Source organism: Proteus sp. fly-1067, from assembly GCF_040139345.1.
Taxonomy (GTDB): Bacteria; Pseudomonadota; Gammaproteobacteria; order Enterobacterales; family Enterobacteriaceae; genus Proteus; species Proteus vulgaris_B.
Genome location: NZ_JBEEUL010000001.1, coordinates 189,132 through 209,721, shown reverse-complemented (window position 1 = coordinate 209,721; position 20,590 = coordinate 189,132). Strand labels below are relative to the sequence as shown.

The 20,590-nt window shown below is 41.0% G+C and carries 25 protein-coding genes; 17 read left to right on the top strand and 8 right to left on the bottom strand.

Annotated features, from left to right (window positions below; all coding sequences use genetic code 11):
• Positions 1-124 precede the first annotated feature (124 nt).
• On the top strand, positions 125-475 hold the full coding sequence (locus tag ABN217_RS00980) for a nuclear transport factor 2 family protein (protein WP_349459109.1): 351 nt from the start codon (positions 125-127) through the stop codon (positions 473-475).
• Between the two features lie 57 nt (positions 476-532).
• On the opposite strand, the gene ABN217_RS00975 is transcribed toward ABN217_RS00980, so the two are convergent.
• The gene (locus ABN217_RS00975; protein WP_349458972.1) at positions 533-1,270 is read right to left on the bottom strand and encodes a hypothetical protein; all 738 of its coding nucleotides are present in this window, start codon (positions 1,268-1,270) and stop codon (positions 533-535) included.
• A 22-nt stretch (positions 1,271-1,292) separates the two neighbouring features.
• The gene (locus ABN217_RS00970) at positions 1,293-1,628 is read right to left on the bottom strand and encodes a hypothetical protein (RefSeq protein ID WP_349458971.1); all 336 of its coding nucleotides are present in this window, start codon (positions 1,626-1,628) and stop codon (positions 1,293-1,295) included.
• A gap of 298 nt (positions 1,629-1,926) precedes the next feature.
• On the opposite strand from ABN217_RS00970, the gene ABN217_RS00965 reads away from it, so the two are divergent.
• Entirely contained in the window at positions 1,927-2,358 is a 432-nt protein-coding gene (locus ABN217_RS00965; protein WP_349458969.1) for a tyrosine-type recombinase/integrase, read from the top strand.
• Positions 2,359-2,363: 5 nt separating this feature from the next.
• On the opposite strand, the gene fliE is transcribed toward ABN217_RS00965, so the two are convergent.
• A complete protein-coding gene (gene fliE / locus ABN217_RS00960; RefSeq protein ID WP_072068509.1) occupies positions 2,364-2,675 on the bottom strand; it encodes a flagellar hook-basal body complex protein FliE in 312 nt (103 codons plus the stop codon).
• A gap of 276 nt (positions 2,676-2,951) precedes the next feature.
• Between fliE and fliF the strand changes: the two genes are divergently transcribed.
• From fliF to ABN217_RS00885, 15 genes are all read left to right on the top strand, one after another.
• A complete protein-coding gene (gene fliF, locus ABN217_RS00955) occupies positions 2,952-4,679 on the top strand; it encodes a flagellar basal-body MS-ring/collar protein FliF (RefSeq protein WP_349440573.1) in 1,728 nt (575 codons plus the stop codon).
• On the top strand, positions 4,676-5,674 hold the full coding sequence (fliG, locus tag ABN217_RS00950; protein ID WP_006533145.1) for a flagellar motor switch protein FliG: 999 nt from the start codon (positions 4,676-4,678) through the stop codon (positions 5,672-5,674). The genes fliF and fliG overlap by 4 nt, the downstream gene beginning before the upstream one ends.
• Positions 5,667-6,386, top strand: coding sequence for a flagellar assembly protein FliH (gene fliH, locus ABN217_RS00945; RefSeq protein WP_036935771.1), 720 nt, complete (start codon positions 5,667-5,669; stop codon positions 6,384-6,386). The genes fliG and fliH overlap by 8 nt, the downstream gene beginning before the upstream one ends.
• A complete protein-coding gene (fliI, locus tag ABN217_RS00940; protein WP_099075753.1) occupies positions 6,386-7,753 on the top strand; it encodes a flagellar protein export ATPase FliI in 1,368 nt (455 codons plus the stop codon). The genes fliH and fliI overlap by 1 nt, the downstream gene beginning before the upstream one ends.
• 36 nt (positions 7,754-7,789) lie before the next feature.
• Complete coding sequence (fliJ, locus tag ABN217_RS00935) at positions 7,790-8,236, top strand: flagellar export protein FliJ (RefSeq protein ID WP_006533149.1); 447 nt, start codon at positions 7,790-7,792, stop codon at positions 8,234-8,236.
• Positions 8,236-9,633 (top strand): flagellar hook-length control protein FliK, encoded by a 1,398-nt coding sequence (locus ABN217_RS00930; RefSeq protein ID WP_196553708.1) that lies wholly within the window; start codon positions 8,236-8,238, stop codon positions 9,631-9,633. The genes fliJ and ABN217_RS00930 overlap by 1 nt, the downstream gene beginning before the upstream one ends.
• 177 nt (positions 9,634-9,810) lie before the next feature.
• Positions 9,811-10,293, top strand: a complete 483-nt coding sequence (gene fliL / locus ABN217_RS00925; protein ID WP_006533151.1) for a flagellar basal body-associated protein FliL — start codon at positions 9,811-9,813, stop codon at positions 10,291-10,293.
• Positions 10,294-10,298: 5 nt separating this feature from the next.
• Positions 10,299-11,327: a flagellar motor switch protein FliM gene (fliM, locus tag ABN217_RS00920; protein WP_072068513.1), complete on the top strand. Its 1,029-nt coding sequence runs from the start codon at positions 10,299-10,301 to the stop codon at positions 11,325-11,327.
• On the top strand, positions 11,320-11,730 hold the full coding sequence (fliN, locus tag ABN217_RS00915) for a flagellar motor switch protein FliN (RefSeq protein WP_006533153.1): 411 nt from the start codon (positions 11,320-11,322) through the stop codon (positions 11,728-11,730). Before fliM ends, fliN begins: the two co-directional genes overlap by 8 nt.
• Positions 11,731-11,733: 3 nt before the next feature.
• The gene (gene fliO / locus ABN217_RS00910; RefSeq protein ID WP_072068514.1) at positions 11,734-12,180 is read left to right on the top strand and encodes a flagellar biosynthetic protein FliO; all 447 of its coding nucleotides are present in this window, start codon (positions 11,734-11,736) and stop codon (positions 12,178-12,180) included.
• Positions 12,180-12,950: a flagellar type III secretion system pore protein FliP gene (gene fliP / locus ABN217_RS00905; protein WP_072068515.1), complete on the top strand. Its 771-nt coding sequence runs from the start codon at positions 12,180-12,182 to the stop codon at positions 12,948-12,950. Before fliO ends, fliP begins: the two co-directional genes overlap by 1 nt.
• 15 nt (positions 12,951-12,965) lie before the next feature.
• The gene (gene fliQ / locus ABN217_RS00900) at positions 12,966-13,235 is read left to right on the top strand and encodes a flagellar biosynthesis protein FliQ (RefSeq protein ID WP_036935757.1); all 270 of its coding nucleotides are present in this window, start codon (positions 12,966-12,968) and stop codon (positions 13,233-13,235) included.
• Between the two features lie 5 nt (positions 13,236-13,240).
• The gene (fliR, locus tag ABN217_RS00895; RefSeq protein ID WP_072068517.1) at positions 13,241-14,023 is read left to right on the top strand and encodes a flagellar biosynthetic protein FliR; all 783 of its coding nucleotides are present in this window, start codon (positions 13,241-13,243) and stop codon (positions 14,021-14,023) included.
• Positions 14,024-14,146: 123 nt separating this feature from the next.
• Positions 14,147-14,413 carry a type II toxin-antitoxin system TacA family antitoxin gene (locus ABN217_RS00890; RefSeq protein ID WP_075673024.1) on the top strand — a complete coding sequence of 89 codons (267 nt, stop codon included), beginning with the start codon at positions 14,147-14,149 and terminating at the stop codon, positions 14,411-14,413.
• Positions 14,401-14,892, top strand: coding sequence for a GNAT family N-acetyltransferase (locus ABN217_RS00885; RefSeq protein WP_349458968.1), 492 nt, complete (start codon positions 14,401-14,403; stop codon positions 14,890-14,892). The genes ABN217_RS00890 and ABN217_RS00885 overlap by 13 nt, the downstream gene beginning before the upstream one ends.
• An 86-nt stretch (positions 14,893-14,978) precedes the next feature.
• Here ABN217_RS00885 and flgL read toward each other — a convergent pair whose 3' ends face one another.
• From flgL to ABN217_RS00860, 5 genes are all read right to left on the bottom strand, one after another.
• A complete protein-coding gene (flgL, locus tag ABN217_RS00880; protein ID WP_196553710.1) occupies positions 14,979-15,923 on the bottom strand; it encodes a flagellar hook-associated protein FlgL in 945 nt (314 codons plus the stop codon).
• 31 nt (positions 15,924-15,954) lie between these two features.
• The gene (gene flgK, locus ABN217_RS00875; RefSeq protein ID WP_196553711.1) at positions 15,955-17,607 is read right to left on the bottom strand and encodes a flagellar hook-associated protein FlgK; all 1,653 of its coding nucleotides are present in this window, start codon (positions 17,605-17,607) and stop codon (positions 15,955-15,957) included.
• A gap of 117 nt (positions 17,608-17,724) precedes the next feature.
• Positions 17,725-18,711 carry a flagellar assembly peptidoglycan hydrolase FlgJ gene (flgJ, locus tag ABN217_RS00870; protein ID WP_197269052.1) on the bottom strand — a complete coding sequence of 329 codons (987 nt, stop codon included), beginning with the start codon at positions 18,709-18,711 and terminating at the stop codon, positions 17,725-17,727.
• Positions 18,711-19,817 (bottom strand): flagellar basal body P-ring protein FlgI, encoded by a 1,107-nt coding sequence (locus tag ABN217_RS00865; protein WP_072068523.1) that lies wholly within the window; start codon positions 19,815-19,817, stop codon positions 18,711-18,713. Before ABN217_RS00865 ends, flgJ begins: the two co-directional genes overlap by 1 nt.
• Positions 19,818-19,831: 14 nt before the next feature.
• Positions 19,832-20,575 (bottom strand): flagellar basal body L-ring protein FlgH, encoded by a 744-nt coding sequence (locus tag ABN217_RS00860; protein ID WP_196553713.1) that lies wholly within the window; start codon positions 20,573-20,575, stop codon positions 19,832-19,834.
• Positions 20,576-20,590: the final 15 nt, after the last annotated feature.

The following is a 20,590-nucleotide window of genomic DNA, read 5'->3' as shown; positions in this document are numbered from 1 at the left end:
TGTGAGCTGATTTTATTTTTTGTGGTTTAAGATAATATGATCCTTTGACGATAATAAAACCCACAATGCTGTATATTTCACCATCAAATGAAATAAAGATAAACATAATCGAACTTTATAAAAAATAATCCAACAAGAAAAAACACGTCACAAAAGCACCCATCGAAAAAATACAAATGTACTTATTCAACTTTTACATAATGAGTTTATAGAACTTTGTCGCTCTGGTGTTTGCGTTAATAAAACAGACACAGTTAATAGCTTTATAAACGACAATAGCAATATAGAGGTTTATTCAGAAAATTATCAAGGTTCACAACTCAGTGATGATGTGGTGCTGTTAACTTATATCAGTTATCAATTAGAAGATAACAAAAGAATAAAGCAAACTTACCACTCATCTATTTGGATAAGAAATTCCCATGGTGATTGGCAACTACGATTTCATCAAGGTACAGCTCAATCAGAAAGTTAATCTATTTTTCAATAATAAAAAACCCACTGAAGTGGGTATATGACTTGAATTATTCAGCTATATATCATAAAGGTTGTCTTTACTAATTATATTTACGATATGATGACAGCTATCTTCAGATAAATTATTAATATCCCATCTGTCCAATGAATTAAGTGATTTTATATTAATCGCACTCCATGGCTTAATACCATTCGTTGCAACAAAATTATCACCCAAAGTACCAATTATCTTTCCACTTTTAGTATCGTATACGTCTACTTCAGCTAGCGTGACAATACCACTTGCCCAAAGCGTTCCTCCTGCCACACTCTGAATATTGTCACAGATAATATGAGAATGTTTATATACAAGCCTTTTATAGATTGATCTACCTAGTCCGCCACTTCTATAGTTTGAATCAATGAAAGCACCTTTTATTTGCTTACCACTTCTAATACTATTCTCTTTATTAAAGGTAAACTCATTGTAAGCAATTCTTCCAATTAACTCACACTCACCCTCACCCTCATCTATCATCTCTAAACTTAAAAGATACTTGGTAATATCATCTTCGGCGTCCCCCTGAGTAAGCTTCTCTAGCGCTTCGGATCTAAAAAAGTCAGGGTCTGTGCAATTGACTTTTAAAATCTCAATGTAGAAATCAAAATCACCACCTTCGAGAAGGTATTCTACAACCTCTAAAAGGTCACCATCCGAAGATAGATGATGAAACTTATCAATTTCTTTTTCAGATAGGCTTACAGGCTTAACATTAAGATTTTTTGAATAAGAATCGACTAAATCAGGCGCCATTAAACTATACTTCCATATTAAATTACTGAAATTTATTCATGAAACCAAATACTGAAGTCTCTATAGCGCTATTAATGTTACCAAACATACCCTTTAACGCAGGATATTGCTTTGAAGGATTCACTATAAATCTTATCTGATCTTTAATAACTGTGACTTCAGCATAAGGCGTTACCTTGAAATCACTTTTATTAAAATCATCGTCGATAATAACAATGAATAATTGACGATTAGGATCTGTTCTAACGCTTAACCGACGAACAGAAAACTTCTTTTCTGAGGCATCATCAAAAAAAGTATTAACAAGTTCTGTTGCATGGCTAATAGTTTTTGTCGATCTGGTATGTTCAGTTCTCATATAGCCCCCTTGTTAGTGAAAATTAATGATGTATTGGAAAATTACTAAACTAAATATATACAATGTGTATAGCTATATTTTCATAATATCAGAACAACACGGCATGTCCACAGCTCAATGATGATTTTTCTTTAAGATAAATGTGTAGTATAAGCTCATTATTGTAGGTTGTTTTATCGACAACCACATGTAATAACGCGTAAATCCATACCCGAAAACAGGAGCGAGCACTGATAGGATAATTAGCTTATTAGAGCCAGCCTTTAACTGCCTAAAGGATCAGTCTCTATATACAAAGATGACAGCTCCAATTGACGTTAAAGTAAAAACTCGTGAGTTTAATAAATATCGAACTGACTCATGCACATTTGTTTTCCAACCATCCATTGTTAGTGTGAATGGCGTTCTTACTAAATTTTATTCACCAGGAGGCTTCTCGCAAATATGGAGATCATTAATTAGAAGGTCTGGCGTTAGGCACAGAAAGTCATATCAAACAAGACACACTTATGCTTGCTGGATGTTATCTGCTGGAGCGAATCCTGCATTCATTGCAACACAGATGGGGCACTCGTCATCAAAAATGGTGCACGATGTTTATGGTGCTTGGATGCCTGAGAACGCTCAAGACCAAATATCGCTATTAAACCAAAAATTGAATGATTCTGTCCCCTATGTGTCCCCATCGAGTCACAATAAAGATAACATTCGATTTATATCAAATAGTTAACCATATCACACCTGCATACTCATTATTTCTTGATAAGCGGCGACCAGCTTATTACGCACTTGCACGCCCATTTGTAATGAGATGCTAGATTTTTGCATATCTACCATCACATCGTTTAATTCAACACCCGGTGTACCTAAGGTAAACGCTTGCACTTTGTTGGTTGCATTCATTCGGGTTTCATTAATTTTACCCACGGCTTGAACAAGCTGAGTAGCAAACCCTGCTTGTACTGGCTGGGGTTTTGCAATATTGGATGCTTGTAAAGTCTGGATTTGCATTTTATCCAGAACACTTTCAATAGCTGGAATTGACATATAAACCTCTGCGTTAATCATCTAATTCAATTACTGAATCAATGTCATAGTAAGGAAGTGAACCAACACGCTTACCGAGTTATACCCTAACACAGGGGCTTCATTCCAAAGCGAGTAATTGACGCAAAAGTTAAGGGCTAATTACGCCATTAAATGAAACGCAAAAGGCCAATAATGAGACACCTGAGAGTAGGTTTATTTATTTGCGTAAGGGGAGTCTGTTTTGTTACGCCACGCTTTTAGTATTCATCCCGAACTACAAGGCAAGGATTGTCTATGAATGCCGAAAAAACCGACGTTGTGAACCAGAAAAAGGGTTTTAACGCCATTATTAACCGGATAAAAGCCGATCCGAAAATTCCGCTAATTATTGCGGGTTCGGCGGCAATTGCCATTTTTGTTGCTGCATTTTTATGGTTGCAAAGCCCTGATTATAAGGTGCTTTATAGTAATCTTAGCGATAAAGACGGTGGCGAAATTGTCACACAGTTAACACAAATGAACGTACCTTATCGCTTGTCACAAAATGGCGCAGCGATCATGGTGCCAGACAATCAGGTTCATGAATTACGCCTGAAACTCGCGCAAGCGGGGCTTCCTAAAGGCGGTGCTGCCGGTTTTGAACTGTTAGATAAAGAAAAGTTCGGGATCAGCCAATTTAGTGAACAGATTAACTATCAACGTGCACTTGAAGGTGAGCTTGCTCGCACTATCGAGACATTAGGTCCTGTACAAAATGCTCGTGTTCATTTAGCACTACCAAAACCATCCCTTTTTGTTCGTGAACAGAAATCCCCTTCTGCATCCGTTACGGTGGGTCTTTTACAGGGTAGAGCGCTGGATGAAGGTCAAATTAATGCCATCGTGCATATCGTTGCAAGCAGTGTTGCGGGGATGCCTGATAGCAGTGTGACCATCGTTGACCAAAGTGGAAAATTATTGACACAACCTGATGCGTTAGGTCGTGACCTTAACTCTATTCAACTAAAATATGTTCAAGAGCTAGAAAGCCGCTACCAACAACGCATTGAAACATTACTGGGTCCAATTGTGGGTCGTGGAAATGTTCATGCTCAGGTAACTGCTCAAGTTGATTTCTCTCATACCGAAGAAACCGCTGAAGAGTACAAACCGAATCAGCCACCTAATCAAGCTGCTGTGCGTTCAAAACAATTGAGCCAAAGTGAGCAAAATGGTGGCATGTTAGCGGGCGGTGTACCAGGGGCATTGTCTAATCAACCTGTTGCTCCACCTCAAGCGCCAATTGAAGCACCAAAAGCGCAAGAAGATGAGAAAACAGATGAAGCCAATACAACGGGCACTAATCGTACATTAACGCGTAATCCAAACAGTAATAGCCGTTTAGATGAAACAACCAACTATGAAGTTGACCGCCGAATTCGTCATATAAAACGCCCTGTGGGTAATGTCGAACGTCTTTCTGTTGCTGTCATCGTGAACTATAAAACGATTGAAGATACGAAAGAAGTGGCTGAAGGTGAAGAGCCTGTTGTTGAAACCAAACAAATTCCGCTTACTGATGAACAAATTCAGCAAATTGAAGGCCTTGTTCGTGAAGCGATGGGCTATTCCCAAGAACGTGGTGACTCATTAAGTGTCGTGAACTCGCAGTTCAATGATATTGAAGAGAAAGTCATTACTGTTCCTGTATGGGAAAACCCAGAAATCCTTGCGAAAGCATTAGATTTAGGTCGCTGGTTATTACTTGTCATCATCGCATGGATCTTATGGCGCAAACTAGTGAAACCACAGCTTGAAAAACGCCGTGAAGCTGAAATTGCCGCACAGAAAGCCGTGCTGAAAACGAAGCTACAAGTTAAAGATGATGTTGATGAAGCAGAATTAGATGACGAAGCAAGACGTAAACAAGCACGTAAACGTGTCAGTGCCGAATTGCAGAGCCAACGTATCCGTGAAATGGCAGAGAAAGATCCTCGTGTCGTCGCAATGGTAATTCGTCAATGGATGAGTAAAGAGCAATGAGTAATAACTTAACTGGAACCGAAAAAAGCGCCGTTATGTTACTAACACTCGGTGAAGACCGGGCGGCGGAAGTATTTAAACATCTAAGTACACGCGAAGTTCAACAGCTGAGTATTGCAATGTCATCAATGCGCCATATCTCAAATCAGCAATTGATTGATGTTATGGCAAGCTTTGAAGAAGACGCTGTTCAATATGCAGCGTTGAATGTGAATGCGAATGATTACTTGCGCTCTGTCCTGGTCAAAGCACTGGGTGAAGAACGCGCAAATAATCTTTTAGATGAGATCTCTGAAACCCGTGAAACAACAACGGGTATCGAGACGCTTAACTTTATGGAACCACAAATGGCTGCCGATATTATCCGCGACGAACATCCGCAGATTATTGCAACCATCTTGGTTCATCTCAAACGGGGTCAAGCGGCCGATATTCTTGCCCTGTTTGATGAGAAATTACGTAATGACGTGATGCTACGTATCGCAACATTCGGTGGTGTTCAGCCGTCAGCATTAGCAGAGTTAACTGAAGTACTGAATAACCTGCTTGATGGTCAAAACCTCAAACGCAGCAAAATGGGTGGTGTTCGTACTGCTGCTGAGATCATCAACCTGATGAAAAGCCAGCAAGAAGAGAATGTCATTACTGCGGTACGCGATTACGACGGCGAATTGGCACAAAAGATTATCGACGAAATGTTCCTGTTCGAAAACCTTATCGATATCGACAACCGTTCTATCCAGCGCATTCTACAGGAAGTGGAATCCGACTCCTTGGTTGTGGCATTGAAAGGATGCGATCAAGAGCTGCGCGATCACTTCCTCAACAATATGTCGCAACGTGCTGCTGAAATCATGCGTGATGATTTGAATTCTCGTGGCCCTGTTCGTATGTCTCAAGTGGAAGCAGAGCAGAAAGCAATTCTGCTTGTGGTACGCAAATTAGCAGAGACTGGAGAGGTTGTTCTTCATGGAGGAGACGATACCTATGTCTGATAAACATACTGATACTAACTGGAAGCCTTGGGTTCCGAAAGAACTCACTGATTGGGCATTAACTGTCGAGGAAACGACAGAAGACGAAAAGGAAGTCGAAAAACAGGAAAAAGAAGTTGTTCAGCAACAGAAAGTCCTTGAGCAAATTAATATGCTTGATGACATGAAAGACAAGGCCCAGAAATTGGGCCACGCTGAAGGCTTTGAGGCAGGGAAAAACCAGGGTTATCAGGAAGGCTATCAGGCTGGATTACAATCAGGTATTGAAGAAGGTATTCGCCAAGGCATTGCTCAACAATCACCATTAATTAATGAGTGGCAAGGATTGTTAGCTGAATTTAGACATTCACTGAATGGACTAGACAGTGTGATTGCATCACGCTTAATGCAAATTGCCCTTACAGCAGCCAAAGAAGTTCTGGGTCAACCGGCTGTCTGTGATGGTTCTGCATTGCTTGCACAAATAACTTTAATGTTGCAACAAGAACAAATGTTCTCAAGCAATCCACAGTTACGAGTGAATCCAAAACATATTCCACAAATTGAAAAAGAGCTGGGTGATTCCCTTTCTGCTCATGGTTGGAAAGTTGTTGCCGATAACAGTATTCATGTGGGTGGATGCCGTGTTGTAACAAATGATGGCGATCTTGATGCCACGATTGCAACTCGTTGGCATGAGCTTTGTCGTCTTGCTGCACCGGAGGCGTTGTAATGACAGCAAGATTGGGGCGTTGGTTAGAAAAACTCAGTGAAGCAGAAGCACGTTTAAATAAAATTCCACGTGTGCGTCAATATGGCCGTTTAACCAGAGCAACTGGTCTAGTCATGGAAGCTAAGGGGCTAGTTATGCCTCTTGGCTCGACATGTTTAATAGAACGTACCATTGGCAAAACGGTTGAAGAAGTCGAAAGTGAAGTGGTTGGGTTTAATGGTAGCCAGATGTTGTTAATGCCTTTACAGGAAGTCGAGGGATTAACACCTGGAGCTCGTGTTTATGCCCAAGCCACCCCCGGCGGTGAAAATGAAGGTCGCCAATTACCACTAGGTGATGCGTTGTTAGGACGAGTTTTAGATGGTTCTGGTTATCCTTTAGATGGTTTACCACCACCAGATACTGGTTATCGTGCCCCACTCATTACACCACCGATCAACCCATTACAACGAACACCGATTACAGATGTTCTTGATGTGGGTGTACGTGCAATTAATGCATTATTAACGGTTGGTCGCGGTCAGCGCATGGGGCTTTTTGCCGGCTCGGGTGTGGGTAAAAGTGTGCTATTAGGCATGATGGCGCGTTTTACTCAAGCGGATGTCATTGTTGTTGGCTTAATCGGTGAACGTGGTCGTGAAGTTAAAGACTTTATCGAGAATATTCTTGGTACTGAAGGCCTAGCTCGTTCTGTTGTTGTTGCCGCGCCCGCTGACGTATCACCCTTGCTTCGTATGCAAGGTGCTTCTTATGCCACACGTATTGCTGAAGATTTTCGCGATAGAGGTAAGCATGTCCTGTTAATTATGGACTCACTTACCCGTTACAGTATGGCACAACGTGAAATTGCCCTTGCTGTCGGTGAGCCACCAGCAACCAAAGGCTACCCGCCTTCTGTCTTTGCTAAATTACCTGCATTGGTCGAACGTGCAGGTAATGGCGTTGATGGCGGTGGTTCTATCACGGCTTTCTATACCGTTTTAACGGAAGGTGATGACCAGCAAGATCCCATTGCAGACTCCGCACGCGCCATTTTAGATGGCCATATTGTGCTTTCTCGCTCACTTGCTGAATCAGGGCACTACCCTGCTATTGATATTGAAGCCTCTATTAGCCGAGCAATGACGTCGTTAATTGATAAAACACATTACCGTCGTGTACAGGTGTTTAAACAGCTTTTATCAAGTTATCAACGTAACCGAGACTTAATTAATGTAGGCGCTTACGCAGCGGGTAGTGATCCTATGCTGGATAAAGCCATTGCTCTTTATCCGTCTCTCGCGAAGTTCTTACAACAAGATATCCAAGAGCAATGCAGTTATCAAAGTGCATGTGAGCAACTTAATCAACTGATCACAGTAAACTAATTCTGAACATAATCAGAGAAAGTAAAGAGGGTTCCAATGCGGGAGCAGTCACCTTTAGTGACACTGAGAGAACTGGCACAGACAGCGGCTGAACAAGCCGCTATTCAACTGGCTCAGGTCCGGCAGAGTCATCAACAAATGGAACAGCAACTCAATATGTTGATTGGGTATCAGGATGAATACCGTGTACGTCTAAACGAAACGTTGAATTTAGGGGGGATGTCGTCAGCATCGTGGCAAAACTACCAACAATTTCTCAAAACGCTCGAATTGACTATCGAACAACATAAACAACAACTTCAACATTGGCAGGCGCAACTTGATCTTGCAACTGAACAATGGCGAGAAAAACAGCAACGACTCAATGCATTTGAGACTTTGGAGCAACGTGCTGAAGATAGCCGTAAGCGACATCTCGATCGTATTGAACAGAAACAAATGGACGAGTACGCACAGCGTAGTACTTTACGGAGAACAACTTGATGGAGATAACGCTTCTGACCATGGATGTCGCTGCAACCTCCCCGGGAACGGCATCTGCAACACAGAGTCAACCCGGTGATAATGCCCCGACTTTCGCACAGCTTTTGGGTTCTCAACCCCAGCAAGCACAGGGTGATAAAAAGACAGCCAATATCGCAAACCATTCTACCAAAGAGAATAAAACACACTCAGATGAGGACAAAACAAAAGAAGACGATAGTCAGCTTGTGTCTGTTTCCACCGAGTTAAACGTGATAAAAGAGCCTTCTCTAGATACATCTCAACTCTCGCTTACATTACCTGATAATGAACAATTTGCAGCGATTGTTGAAAATAGAACCGCCTCTTCATTAATGTCAGCTGAAGAACTTGCCGCAGAACTTCCTGTTCAACTAGCAGGATTACCGGGCTTAAAACGTCTTAACTTACCTTCTGAAATGCGGGTTCACGCATTGCAACAGCCGCAATCTGTTAAGCACAATGAAGATTTAGCCACGTTGACACGCACACTTTCAAAAGATGTAGATATGTCGGACTTCAACCTTACCGACAAGCTCAATCTATCGAAATCAGATGAAAAGTCACTGTTAGCACAGCTACGTCCTGAAACTGCAACATTGGCAACAGAGAGTACGCTGGTCAGCGCGAATCAAACAGACAAGCCCTCAACTAAAAAAGTAGACAGCATCGCAACACTTTTAACGCCAACAGCAGAAAAAGTGAATACATTGCTAAATGGCGATAAGCAAGCTGCAAATACAAAATTAGCAGACAATGCTGTGCAGCAAATGGTAGCGGGTAACCGTGTTGCAGAAAGCGATCTTCACAACACTCTCACTAACTCACCTTCTTTAGCTTCACAAGGCATTACAGGTCATGCTCACTCATCAACACAACCACAAATGCAATTTTCACCAATGGCAACACAGGTTTTAAATGCACAAGTGGGTACCCCTGAGTGGCAACAACAACTTAATCAGCAAATTGTCATGTTTAGCCGTAATGGTTTACAGAAAGCTGAATTACGTTTACATCCTGAAGAGCTAGGTTCATTGCATATTCGCATGAAAATAGAAGATGGACAGGCACAGTTGCATCTTGCGTCACAAAATGGCCAAGTTCGTTCTGTATTAGAAAATGCCATGCATCAATTGCGTCAAGCACTCTCTGAAAACGGGATCCAGCTCACGCAAAGTCAGGTGTCTAGCGACACTAATGACGGTTGGCAACAACAAAATATGTCAGATTCCTCTCAATTTAGTGGAGATGGTGCCGATAATCATCAAGGAAGAGAGGGTAATTCAATGCAATTAGCCTCTGAACCGGCACTACAAAAGATAACCCTTACGCCTCAAGAATTAGCATCTGCTCGTGGTGGTGTTGATATTTTTGCCTAATACAAATGTATTGGGAGGACACACTATGTCAATAAACGTAAGAGTTAATGGTTTTTTCCCTATCTGTTTCTGCCATTAAAAAACAGAAATAGCGGGATAATTAAGGTTGATTTAGATGGATATGGAAGTCCACAACAGTGAACACGTATCCACTACAAAACAGGAATTTAACTGTCCATGTCTAATTACAGCAATGAACGTAAAAGCTATAGCTTAATTCTGATCATCGTATTATTGGTGATCGCCATTATTGCAGCGGCATTCGGTGGATATAGTTGGTGGGCATTGAAGCATGCTAAATCAGGTTCAGCGGGCACTAGTCAGCAAAAAGTTATACCGGCACCCGTTTTTATGTCATTAGAGCCCTTTACGGTAAATCTAATTGATGACGAAGAACACTTAGACAGAGTGCTCTACATAGGGATCACACTAAGATTGCATAATGAAGACACTCGTAAGCGTCTACATGATTATTTACCTGAAGTTCGTAGCCGCTTGTTATTACTGCTTTCTCGTCAACAAGCTAACAAGCTTGCGACAGACAATGGAAAACTCCAGCTAATGACGGATGTAAAAGAAACGCTGAGACCGACTCTCGTACCGGGAGAATCTGAACAGATCCTCTCCGATGTACTGTTTACCACGTTTATTCTGCGATAATCATTATGAGCGATAATATCCTTTCACAGGCAGAGATTGATGCTCTGCTGAATGATGACACATCAGGTGACGACGCCAAAAGCGCGAACAGGGAACCTGCGATAGCGAAGGATCCGAATGAACCGGATATTCAGCCTTATGACCCAAACACGCAACGTCGTGTGGTTCGGGAACGTTTACAGTCGTTAGAAATTATTAACGAACGCTTTGCGCGTCAATTCCGTATGGGGCTGTTTAATATGCTCCGTCGGAGTCCTGATATTACTGTTGGTGGCGTTAAAATCCACCCTTATCACGACTTTGCTCGTAATTTACCTGTACCAACGAATCTTAACTTGGTGCATTTAAAACCATTACGAGGAACCGCGTTATTTACCTTTGAACCGAACCTGGTTTATATCGCGGTAGATAACCTGTTTGGTGGTGATGGCCGTTTTCCAATCCCTGTGGAAGGACGTGAATTTACCAACACAGAGCAACGGATCATCAACAAAATGTTGAAATTGGCACTTGATGCCTACCGTGATGCTTGGGATTCCATTTTCAAAATTCAAGTTGAATATGTTCGTTCTGAGATGCAGGTAAAATTTACCAATATCACCTCATCACCGAATGACATTGTTGTTACGACACCTTTTCAGGTAGAGATCGGTTCTATGGTCGGGGAATTTAGCATTTGTATTCCATTTGCCATGATTGAACCGTTACGTGAACGACTGATCAACCCACCAATTGAAAATGTTCGTCAAGAAGATGGGGTTTGGTTAGATAGTTTAGTCAACCAGGTTCAGCATTCAGAACTTGAACTGGTCGCAAACTTTACTGACATCCCACTGCGTTTATCAAAAGTGCTCACACTTAAAAAAGGGGATGTTATCCCTATTGATAAACCAGAAAGATTGATTGCACATGTTGATGGTGTGCCCGTATTAACAAGCCAATACGGTACAGTAAATGGGCAATATGCCCTTCGTGTTGAACACCTAATTAACCCTGTTTTAAACGCTCTGGATGAGGAACAAACCAATGAGTGATGCAAATCGCCCAACTGATAATTCACAATCGGCTGAGGATATGTGGGCTGATGCAATGGAACAGCAAACTGGGAAAAGCCAGGATAATAGTTCCGATTTATTTGAACATCTTTTACCTGAAGACGATACGCTTAATCATCTATCCGATATTAATTTGATCATGGATATTCCTGTCAAATTAACGGTAGAGTTAGGTCGCACCAAAATGACCATTAAAAAATTACTCAGCCTGTCTCAAGGTTCTGTCGTTTCACTGGATGGTTTAGCTGGTGAGCCTCTTGATATTCTTATCAATGGCTATTTAATTGCTCAAGGCGAGGTTGTTGTTGTTTCTGATAAATACGGTATTCGTATTACCGATATTATTACGCCATCAGAACGTATGCGTCGTCTGAGTCGTTAATTTATGGAACAGCTTCCTTCCTTTTCCAGCCAAGGTGCGGTAAATACTACCGCGCCCGCTACAACACAAACAGTTCAAACACCTACACAACCCTTGCCTGTAGGCCAAAGCCTTGCTCAAGTTAGCACAGCGCTTGCGGGCATTATTGTTCTTATTATTGTTGCTATGTGGCTATTTCGCCGTTTTGGCTTTGCCCGTGGCTCACTAAGAGGAGCAACAACCCAACTTAACGTTAAGGCAAGTTGTTCATTAGGTGCAAAAGAACGTGTAGTTGTTGTTGAAATTGAACAGGAATGGCTTGTATTAGGGGTAACATCGTCGCAGATAAACCTATTGCATAAGTTACCTATCCCTGAAAAAGCCTCGCAGGAAGCGACAACATCATCTACATCGCCATTGTTTACTCAATTATTACAAAAAACGCTAAAGCGAGATAAAGGCAACTCATAATGCATCAGTGTGTCACTTTTTTTAACGCATTAACGCGTTGGCGTCTCTTCGCTAGTGTACTGGTTTTAGTCTTGTTCCCAACCAGTGCGTTTGCTCAGTTTCCGAGTGTTATTACACAATCATTACCGGGAGGTGGTCAAAGTTGGTCACTGCCAGTACAAACCTTAATCTTCATTACAGCATTAGGCTTTATTCCTGCTGTTTTGCTGATGATGACCAGTTTTACACGGATTATCATCGTACTAGGATTATTACGTAATGCGTTAGGAACACCATCAGCACCACCAAACCAAGTTGTTCTTGGTTTAGCGTTGTTTATGACCTTTTTCATTATGGCACCTGTTTTTGATAGAATTTATCAAGATGCCTATATGCCTTTTAGTGAAGATAAAATCTCCTTTGAACAAGCGTTAGATAATGGTTCAAAACCCCTGCGTGAATTTATGATGCAACAAACGCGCGAAACAGATCTAGCTCTATTTGCACGCCTTGCAGATGCCCCAGCATTTGAAACACGAGAAAGCGTACCTATGCGTATTCTAGTTCCTGCCTATATTACCAGTGAACTAAAAACCGCGTTTCAAATTGGTTTTATGATTTTTATTCCTTTTCTTATCATCGACTTAGTCGTTGCCAGTGTATTAATGGCGCTCGGTATGATGATGGTGCCCCCTGCAACAGTGTCATTGCCTTTTAAACTTATGCTTTTTGTTTTAGTTGATGGTTGGCAATTAATACTGGGCTCGCTTGCACAAAGCTTTTTTAATTAGCGCTGAGGTAAATCCATGACACCAGAATCCGTCTTAGCACTGGGCACAGAAGCGATGAAAATCGCTTTATCACTCGCAGGCCCTCTTTTATTGTCAGCGCTTGTGACCGGTCTTGTGATCAGTATGCTTCAAGCAGCAACACAGATAAACGAAATGACATTATCGTTTATCCCTAAAATTCTTGCGGTATTAGTGGCTATTTTAGTAGCTGGCCCGTGGATGCTAAGTTTGCTTATCGATTATATGCATAACTTATTTACAGGCATTCCTGGAATGATTGGTTAATTGTAATGATAACCCTGACCAGTGAAATGCTTAACGGCTATATTAGTGATTTTTTCTGGCCATTTGTGCGTATTCTTGCACTGTTTAGCACTGCACCACTATTTAGTGAAAAGCAGACCCCGAAGAAATTCCGTATTGCACTCGCCTTTTTGATAACCGCATTAGTCGCACCCGGTTTACCACAAAGCAACGTGCCTCTATTTTCGATTATTGCCTTTTGGGTATTATTACAACAAATTCTGATTGGCACGATTTTAGGGTTATCAATGCAATTAGCCTTTGCATCTGTTCGTCATGCTGGTGAAGTGATTGGTTTACAGATGGGGCTTTCATTCGCCACTTTCGTCGATCCATCAGGTGGCCCCAACATGCCTATTTTGGCACGTATTTTCAACATGCTAACAATGTTGCTATTTTTGGTATTTGATGGCCATTTATGGTTAATATCAATATTAGTTGATACGTTCTATGTAGTTCCTATAGAAAATCAAACATTTAATTCTTTAGCCATTCTAACTTTAGTCCAAAGTGGCGGGACTATATTCATTAACGGTATGATGCTAGCCATGCCATTAATCACCCTACTCCTCGTTCTTAACCTTTCATTAGGTATTCTAAACCGTATGACACCACAGCTTTCTGTCTTTGTGGTTGGTTTCCCTCTAACACTGACTATCGGTATGTTAGCATTATCAATGATTATGCCTGCATTGCCTGTATTTACAGAGCGCGTCTTTAGCGATACGTTTAATCGCATCACTTTAATATTACATCAGTTGGTTTCTTGAGATTTAAATCGACTGATTTTTAATCGCAGTCCTCGAATTAAAATTTATCTGCTTTTTTGTAGCTAATATTGTTTGTTTATTCCACAATCAATGTATATCAATTGCTATACAAGGAGGCGTGATATGAAAGCTGATGTACAACTCAATATTCGCGCTAAAGAATCACAACGTGCACTTATTGATACTGCTGCTGAAATTCTCCATAAATCTCGTACTGACTTTATTCTTGAGACAGCATGCCAAGCTGCTGAAGACGTCATTTTAGACCGTAGAACCTTTAATTTAAATGATGCTCAATATGCAGAGTTTATAGAAATTATTGATGCGCCGGTTGATATTGACCCTGCTCTTGAAAAGTTATTAATGAGAAAACCATTATGGGAAAAATAACAGCACCTGAGCCGTTATCAAATTCACATGAAGTGGCTGATTTTTATAGTAGTGAAAATGTATTAGATAACTGGATAAAACAAAGAGGTTTAAAAAACCAATTTTTAGGTGCATCCCGTACGTTTGTGGTCTGTGAAAAAAATAAAAAACGTGTTGTTGGGTACTATTCTTTAGCAACAGGTAGTGTTAACCATACTGAAGCAATTAGTCATATTCGTCGCAATATGCCAGACCCAATACCCGTGATCATTTTAGCTAGACTTGCTGTTGATAAAACTTTTCATGGAAAAGATCTTGGTGCCGATTTGTTAAGAGATGCTGTTTTGCGTTGTCATCATGTAGCTGAAAACATTGGTGTTAGAGCGATTATGGTTCATGCTTTAACTGAAAACGCAAAACATTTTTACCTTCATCATGGTTTCAACGCTTCTTCGATTCAAGATAAAATCTTATTCTTAGCATTAAAAAAGAAAATATAGTTTGTTGCTTTTAATAAATAAAAAAATCCCCTGATAAATAAATACCAGGGGTGATATCAAAATGTCGCGAGACAGTACTATAAAAATTATCGATACATCTTGAACATCGACATCTCTTTCATGTCGTTAAAGACTTTATAAGAAGCCTGTAATACAGACTCTTCTTGGTAATAATCAGAAATTGCTTGTGTCCAATCTAAATCGCGTAGCTCACTTAAACGTTTTGCATTTCTTAACGACGTATCCGCGCCTAAATCATCCAAGTTATCAAGCTCTTGAAGTTGTAAGCCTAACTTCGCTTCAACACTAGAAATATTATTTAAGGTTGCGCGGTTAACGCGATTCGCTGTATCAATTTTTGCTAATGCGGCATCACGATCAGCTTGTGGTTTACCTATTAGTGGTTCTTGTAACGCAGTAATAGCGCCATCTAATGCTTCAAAAATATCAGGTGCAGTTCCTTTACTCCCTGAAGATTGTAATGTTTCAATCCCAGTGAAGTTAGTGACCATTTCAATATTGCTATCTACTTTTTGGGTAATTTGCTTATCACCACCTTGGTAGGTGATTTTACCTGTTGCATCAGCGACAAAAGGAGGTTTATCTGTTTGGAAACCTGCAAAAATATAACGGCCAACACCATCTTTTGTGTTGCCAATACCCACTAATTGATCTTTTAAACCTTGTAATTGGTCAGCTAAAGATGAACGGTCTTCATCACTTAATGTTCCATCATTACCTGCTGCAACCAGTGTTTCTTGAATTTTCGTTGTAATATTAACCATTTGACTGGCTAAGCTCATTTGCAAAGACATGCTGTTTTTTGCAAATCCACGCGCAGTTGCATACTGTTGATTACGAGATTCAGATTGTTTCACCATAACCGCTTGGGATGCTGCCATTGGATCATCTGATGGTTTTTCAACACGACGACCGCTGGAGATTTTATTTCCTTCAGTCATCCATTTGCTTTGTGAACTGGTAATATTGTCCACTCGCTGGCTAAAAATTTGATTTGAACTTAAACGCACAGTGATATTCCTTATTCTGATGAAGGGTTACTTAGAAAACTTGCATAATCGCATCAAACATGCTGTTTGCAGTTTGAATAACTTTTGCATTTGCCATGTAGTATTCTTGAATGCGATACATCTCACCGTACTCTTCATCCAAGTTCACACCAGAAACAGACTGTTGTTGTTCGACAATACTTTTAGTAATAGAAACCTGGGCATCAAAGTCAACTTGAGCCGTATTCACTTTATTACCAACCATACTGATCAGTGAACCATAGCCACCTGCAATTGTTGTTTTGCCGTCAATGATTTTTTCATCGGGTAACTCAAACAGTTTTTTCATGTTTTCGTTATCACTTGGTGCAGTTTCACCATCTGCATTTAATGAACCCGCAGCAGCAATTTTACTTGGATCAGTGACTGCAACATTCATACCTGCAATCACATTACCTACAGATTGAACAATAATAGAATCGTCTTTTTGTGCAGCACCATTGATTTTGATACTCATGCCTTCAAATTCTAATTCGCCTGTCGCACTTACTTTAGCATCAACTTTACGACCGCCCGGCTCTACCGTAACATTCCACTTACTACCATCATATTTAACAGTATAATCAGCCGCTTTCACTTCTTTGGTATCGGTGTATTTCACATCAAAGGTTGCATCACCTTTATTCTTACCATTAGGCATTACATGGGCACCACCAAGGTCGAAGAATTTCTCACCTTTTTTACCATCTAAATCAAAACCTTGTTCGTGTTGTTTATTAAATTGATCTCCTAACACTAACGCTAATTGATTTAATTGGTTACGGCTTGGATCTAACACTTCTTCACGGCTACGGTAAGCACCGCCAAGTTCGCCACCGTTAATACGTTTTGCATCCACTTCACGAACGTCATCAATACCGTTGCTATAACCAATAACAAGGCGTTCGCTATTTTTACTTGATGGAATAGCAGAAACTTCATAAGAGCGAGTACCAGATACTAATGGCAAACCATTAGCAAATGTGACGTTAACAAAACCACCATCCTGTTGAGTGACTTGAACATCAACCAGTGTGTTTAGCTCTTGAATTAAACGATCACGTTGGTCTAATAAGTCGTTAGGATCAGCGCCATTGAAGCCTTTAGAACGACTAATTTCGTTATTTAATTTTGCGATCTGTTTTGTATATTCATTGATATTTTTAGAGGTATTTGTCACCTGACTATTAATATCTTTTTCTAGATCACGCAATGATTGGTCTGCTTTAGCAAACATATTGACCATTGCTTCCGCTTTACCAATTACCGTTGTACGCGCAGGGTTGTCTTCTGCGTTATTGGTTACGTTTGGTAAGCTTGTAAAAAATTCGTCAATAGCGCTCGAAACATCATTTCCTTTATCTGCTAACAAATCATTAATTTGTGAGATATTTTGGGTATAACTATTAAGTGCGCTTTGTTTTGACATTGCACGGTTCATTTGACCGGCAAGAAATTCGTTATACTCACGATGAATACGACTAACATTAACACCATTACCGATATAACCATTACCGGTCATTGTGCCGCTGTTTTCATTAAAAACAGTCATTTGACGGTTGTACCATTTTACATTTTGGTTAGCGATGTTATTACTTACAGTGCTCATCGCAGCTTGTGCCGCATTAAGTCCGCTCATCGCTGTATTAATTAAACTGTTGGACATTTGTCTATCCTTTTACGTTTAGTCATCACCCGTATGCACGGAGCATAGCTGGCAAATAGGAATGAATGCTCTGGTCTTTATTATCGGTACTTCCCCTCCAAACTTGAGGGGAAAGCATTAAAATAGATCGCTTAAATCGTGAGTATAGGTTTTAGCAACTTGCTCACCACTTCCTTTCAATTGACCAATAATTGAAACCAGTTTTTTCGCATAACCAGGATCGGTGGCATAACCCGCTTCTTGGATGCGATAAGCAGCTTGTTCTGGAGTTTGAGCTTGAGGCACTTTAGCGTAACGAGGGCTTTCAGTAATCAATCGGAGATAATCTTGAATAGCTTCAACATAAGAGCCATAAACGCGGAAATTATCTCGCATTTTAATTGACTTACCGTCAATCACTTCGGTTGTCATAATATTTGTGACAGGTCCTTTCCAACTATTTCCTGCTTTAATACCAAACAGATTATAACTTGGCTTACCTTCACCCGTTAGAATTTCACGTTTGCCCCAACCCGATTCCAACGCCGCTTGAGCAACAACTAAAAGATGGTGTACACCTGTGCCTTCTGTCGCTTGTTTAGCAGGCCCTAACAATTTAGATGCAAAAGAAGCACTGCTTTCAGATAACCCCTTAAGTTTACCAATCGTACTTTCAATTGCATTTTGGTAAGGCTGCATTGCTCGGTACATTTGCCCCAAGGCTTGCGTTGGCATGGATTGAAAAATATCACTGCCATCTAATGGCATTGGCGTTTTTCCAGCCATCTCGCTCGGTTCCATCGTCACTTTTGCAGAAAGCTGCTTTTCTATCATGTCAGCAAAGCCCAAGCCTTTTTGTGATAAGTCTTGAGCGATTTGTTGATCATAAAGTGATGTGTACATTTTGGTACTTTCTGAATTAAACATGCTCTCTTGAGGTATTGCATCGCGCATGCTCTTTAACATCATTTGAACAAAAACACCTTCAAGTTGCTGCGCCACTTGGCGCAGTCCTTGTTGATCAGTATTTTGCCCGACCTGATATTTAAGTTTATTCAATGCATTACTGTCATATGCCGGCGTTGACATCGTCGGCATTGAAGAAAGCAGAGATAAATCTTTCATCAGATAATCTCCAATCTCGCACGTAAGCAACCCGCGCTTTCCATTGCCTGCAATATCGACATTAAATCAGTCGGTGTTGCACCTAATGCATTTAATGTACGGATCACTTCGTTTAGACTTGCGCTTGCATTCACTTGCTGTAATGAGCCACCTTGTTCACTCATATTCACACTTGTATTACGTGTTACAACAGTGCTACCACCCGCAAATGGAGTATTAGGCTGACTTACATTCACTTGGCTATCAACCGTGACAGAAAGGTTGCCTTGTGCAATCGCACAGCTTCCTAATGTCACATCACGATTCATAACAACAGAACCCGTTCTTGCATTAATGATCACTTTTGCATCTGCAATAACTCGTTTAATTTCGAGATTTTGAACTTCAGCCAAGAAACGTACTTGTTCACTTTTACCAACAGGAACACGTAGTTGAACTGTACGAGCATCTAAAGGGATCGCGGTACCCACACCTCTTAATTTATTAACGGTATCAGAGATATGTTGTGCCAACGTGAAGTTTTCTTCATTCAGTTGCAAGTTCAACAGACCTGTTTGACCAAATTGTGATGGTAGTTCGCGTTCAATAATCGCTCCGCTACTAATACGCCCACCCGCCAATTGGTTAACTTTAACGCTATTACCGCCTGCGGATGCACCTGCTCCCCCAACCACAATATTACCTTGAGCCAAAGCATAAATCTGATTATCAACACCTTTGAGTGGCGTCATCAGCAACGTACCACCACGTAAGCTTTTTGCATTACCTAATGATGAAACAACGACGTCGATTGATTGCCCTGTACGACCAAAAGGCGGTAATTTTGCTGTTACCATCACCGCAGCAACGTTTTTCAATTGCATATTGGTGCCGGGTGGTACTGTGATCCCCAATTGTGAGAGCATGTTATTCAGACTTTGTGTGGTAAACGGGGTTTGCATTGTTTGGTCGCCCGTCCCATCTAATCCCACCACTAAACCATAACCAATCAGCGCATTTTCTCTTACCCCTTCAACAGAGGTGAGATCTCTGATCCGTTCGGCATGGGCGGAAAAACCGACACATGTCATCACGATAAAGAAAAGGCTCATCGCTATTTTTTTCATCTGGACCCTACTCATTAAAAAGGTGATACATTTAAGAAGAAGCGTTGTAGCCATCCCATAGACTGTGCTTCATTGATATAACCGTCTCCGATATATTCAATACGAGCATCAGCAACTTGGGTTGAATTTACGGTATTGGCACCACTGATAGTTCTTGGATTCACAACACCTGAAAAACGAATAAATTCAGTACCTTGATTGATAGCAATTTGCTTTTCACCAATAACGTGCAGGTTTCCATTGGCGAGAAGTTGATCGACAGTCACAGTAATGGTGCCTTTAAAGGTATTGTTCGCATTTGCGCCACCTTTACCGCCAAAATCACTGTTTCCTTCCATACCCATATCAGCACGGCTATTACCAAACAATCCTTCCAAGAACCTTGGCGTAATCGAGGCAAGGAACCCAGCTTTGCCATTACGACTTGCATTCGCAGATGAGTTTTTGCTTGCACTGACATTTTCTTGCAATGTGATAGTCAACGTGTCACCGATATTTCGAGGGCGTCTATCTTCAAATAGAGGCTGATAGCCAAAATAAACAGGCTGAGCTGACTGAAAAATAGAGCCATTAGGTGCAGGTGCCGTTGGTGCCGTTGGAACCGCAGTTGTGTTACCTTCTACTAACGGTTTTTTGGGTATATATGCGCATCCCGACAGTGTCAGTACCAACAGGGCGGTACCTAAACGTTGATGACGACGCCATCTGACACTAAGCTTTCTTGCCCCAGAATTGTCAGTAATGACCTTTGTATCCATCTTCGATACTCTTTT

Excerpts from the sequence above, each read along its gene's own strand:
- ABN217_RS00975 (WP_349458972.1), bottom strand. The coding sequence starts at position 1,270 with ATGGCGCCTGATTTAGTCGATTCTTATTCAAAAAATCTTAATGTTAAG.
- ABN217_RS00970 (WP_349458971.1), bottom strand. The coding sequence starts at position 1,628 with ATGAGAACTGAACATACCAGATCGACAAAAACTATTAGCCATGCAACA.
- ABN217_RS00965 (WP_349458969.1), top strand. The coding sequence starts at position 1,927 with ATGACAGCTCCAATTGACGTTAAAGTAAAAACTCGTGAGTTTAATAAA.
- fliE (WP_072068509.1), bottom strand. The coding sequence starts at position 2,675 with ATGTCAATTCCAGCTATTGAAAGTGTTCTGGATAAAATGCAAATCCAG.
- fliF (WP_349440573.1), top strand. The coding sequence starts at position 2,952 with ATGAATGCCGAAAAAACCGACGTTGTGAACCAGAAAAAGGGTTTTAAC.
- fliG (WP_006533145.1), top strand. The coding sequence starts at position 4,676 with ATGAGTAATAACTTAACTGGAACCGAAAAAAGCGCCGTTATGTTACTA.
- fliH (WP_036935771.1), top strand. The coding sequence starts at position 5,667 with ATGTCTGATAAACATACTGATACTAACTGGAAGCCTTGGGTTCCGAAA.
- fliI (WP_099075753.1), top strand. The coding sequence starts at position 6,386 with ATGACAGCAAGATTGGGGCGTTGGTTAGAAAAACTCAGTGAAGCAGAA.
- fliJ (WP_006533149.1), top strand. The coding sequence starts at position 7,790 with ATGCGGGAGCAGTCACCTTTAGTGACACTGAGAGAACTGGCACAGACA.
- ABN217_RS00930 (WP_196553708.1), top strand. The coding sequence starts at position 8,236 with ATGGAGATAACGCTTCTGACCATGGATGTCGCTGCAACCTCCCCGGGA.
- fliL (WP_006533151.1), top strand. The coding sequence starts at position 9,811 with ATGTCTAATTACAGCAATGAACGTAAAAGCTATAGCTTAATTCTGATC.
- fliM (WP_072068513.1), top strand. The coding sequence starts at position 10,299 with ATGAGCGATAATATCCTTTCACAGGCAGAGATTGATGCTCTGCTGAAT.
- fliN (WP_006533153.1), top strand. The coding sequence starts at position 11,320 with ATGAGTGATGCAAATCGCCCAACTGATAATTCACAATCGGCTGAGGAT.
- fliO (WP_072068514.1), top strand. The coding sequence starts at position 11,734 with ATGGAACAGCTTCCTTCCTTTTCCAGCCAAGGTGCGGTAAATACTACC.
- fliP (WP_072068515.1), top strand. The coding sequence starts at position 12,180 with ATGCATCAGTGTGTCACTTTTTTTAACGCATTAACGCGTTGGCGTCTC.
- fliQ (WP_036935757.1), top strand. The coding sequence starts at position 12,966 with ATGACACCAGAATCCGTCTTAGCACTGGGCACAGAAGCGATGAAAATC.
- fliR (WP_072068517.1), top strand. The coding sequence starts at position 13,241 with ATGATAACCCTGACCAGTGAAATGCTTAACGGCTATATTAGTGATTTT.
- ABN217_RS00890 (WP_075673024.1), top strand. The coding sequence starts at position 14,147 with ATGAAAGCTGATGTACAACTCAATATTCGCGCTAAAGAATCACAACGT.
- ABN217_RS00885 (WP_349458968.1), top strand. The coding sequence starts at position 14,401 with ATGGGAAAAATAACAGCACCTGAGCCGTTATCAAATTCACATGAAGTG.
- flgK (WP_196553711.1), bottom strand. The coding sequence starts at position 17,607 with ATGTCCAACAGTTTAATTAATACAGCGATGAGCGGACTTAATGCGGCA.
- flgJ (WP_197269052.1), bottom strand. The coding sequence starts at position 18,711 with ATGAAAGATTTATCTCTGCTTTCTTCAATGCCGACGATGTCAACGCCG.
- ABN217_RS00865 (WP_072068523.1), bottom strand. The coding sequence starts at position 19,817 with ATGAAAAAAATAGCGATGAGCCTTTTCTTTATCGTGATGACATGTGTC.
- ABN217_RS00860 (WP_196553713.1), bottom strand. The coding sequence starts at position 20,575 with ATGGATACAAAGGTCATTACTGACAATTCTGGGGCAAGAAAGCTTAGT.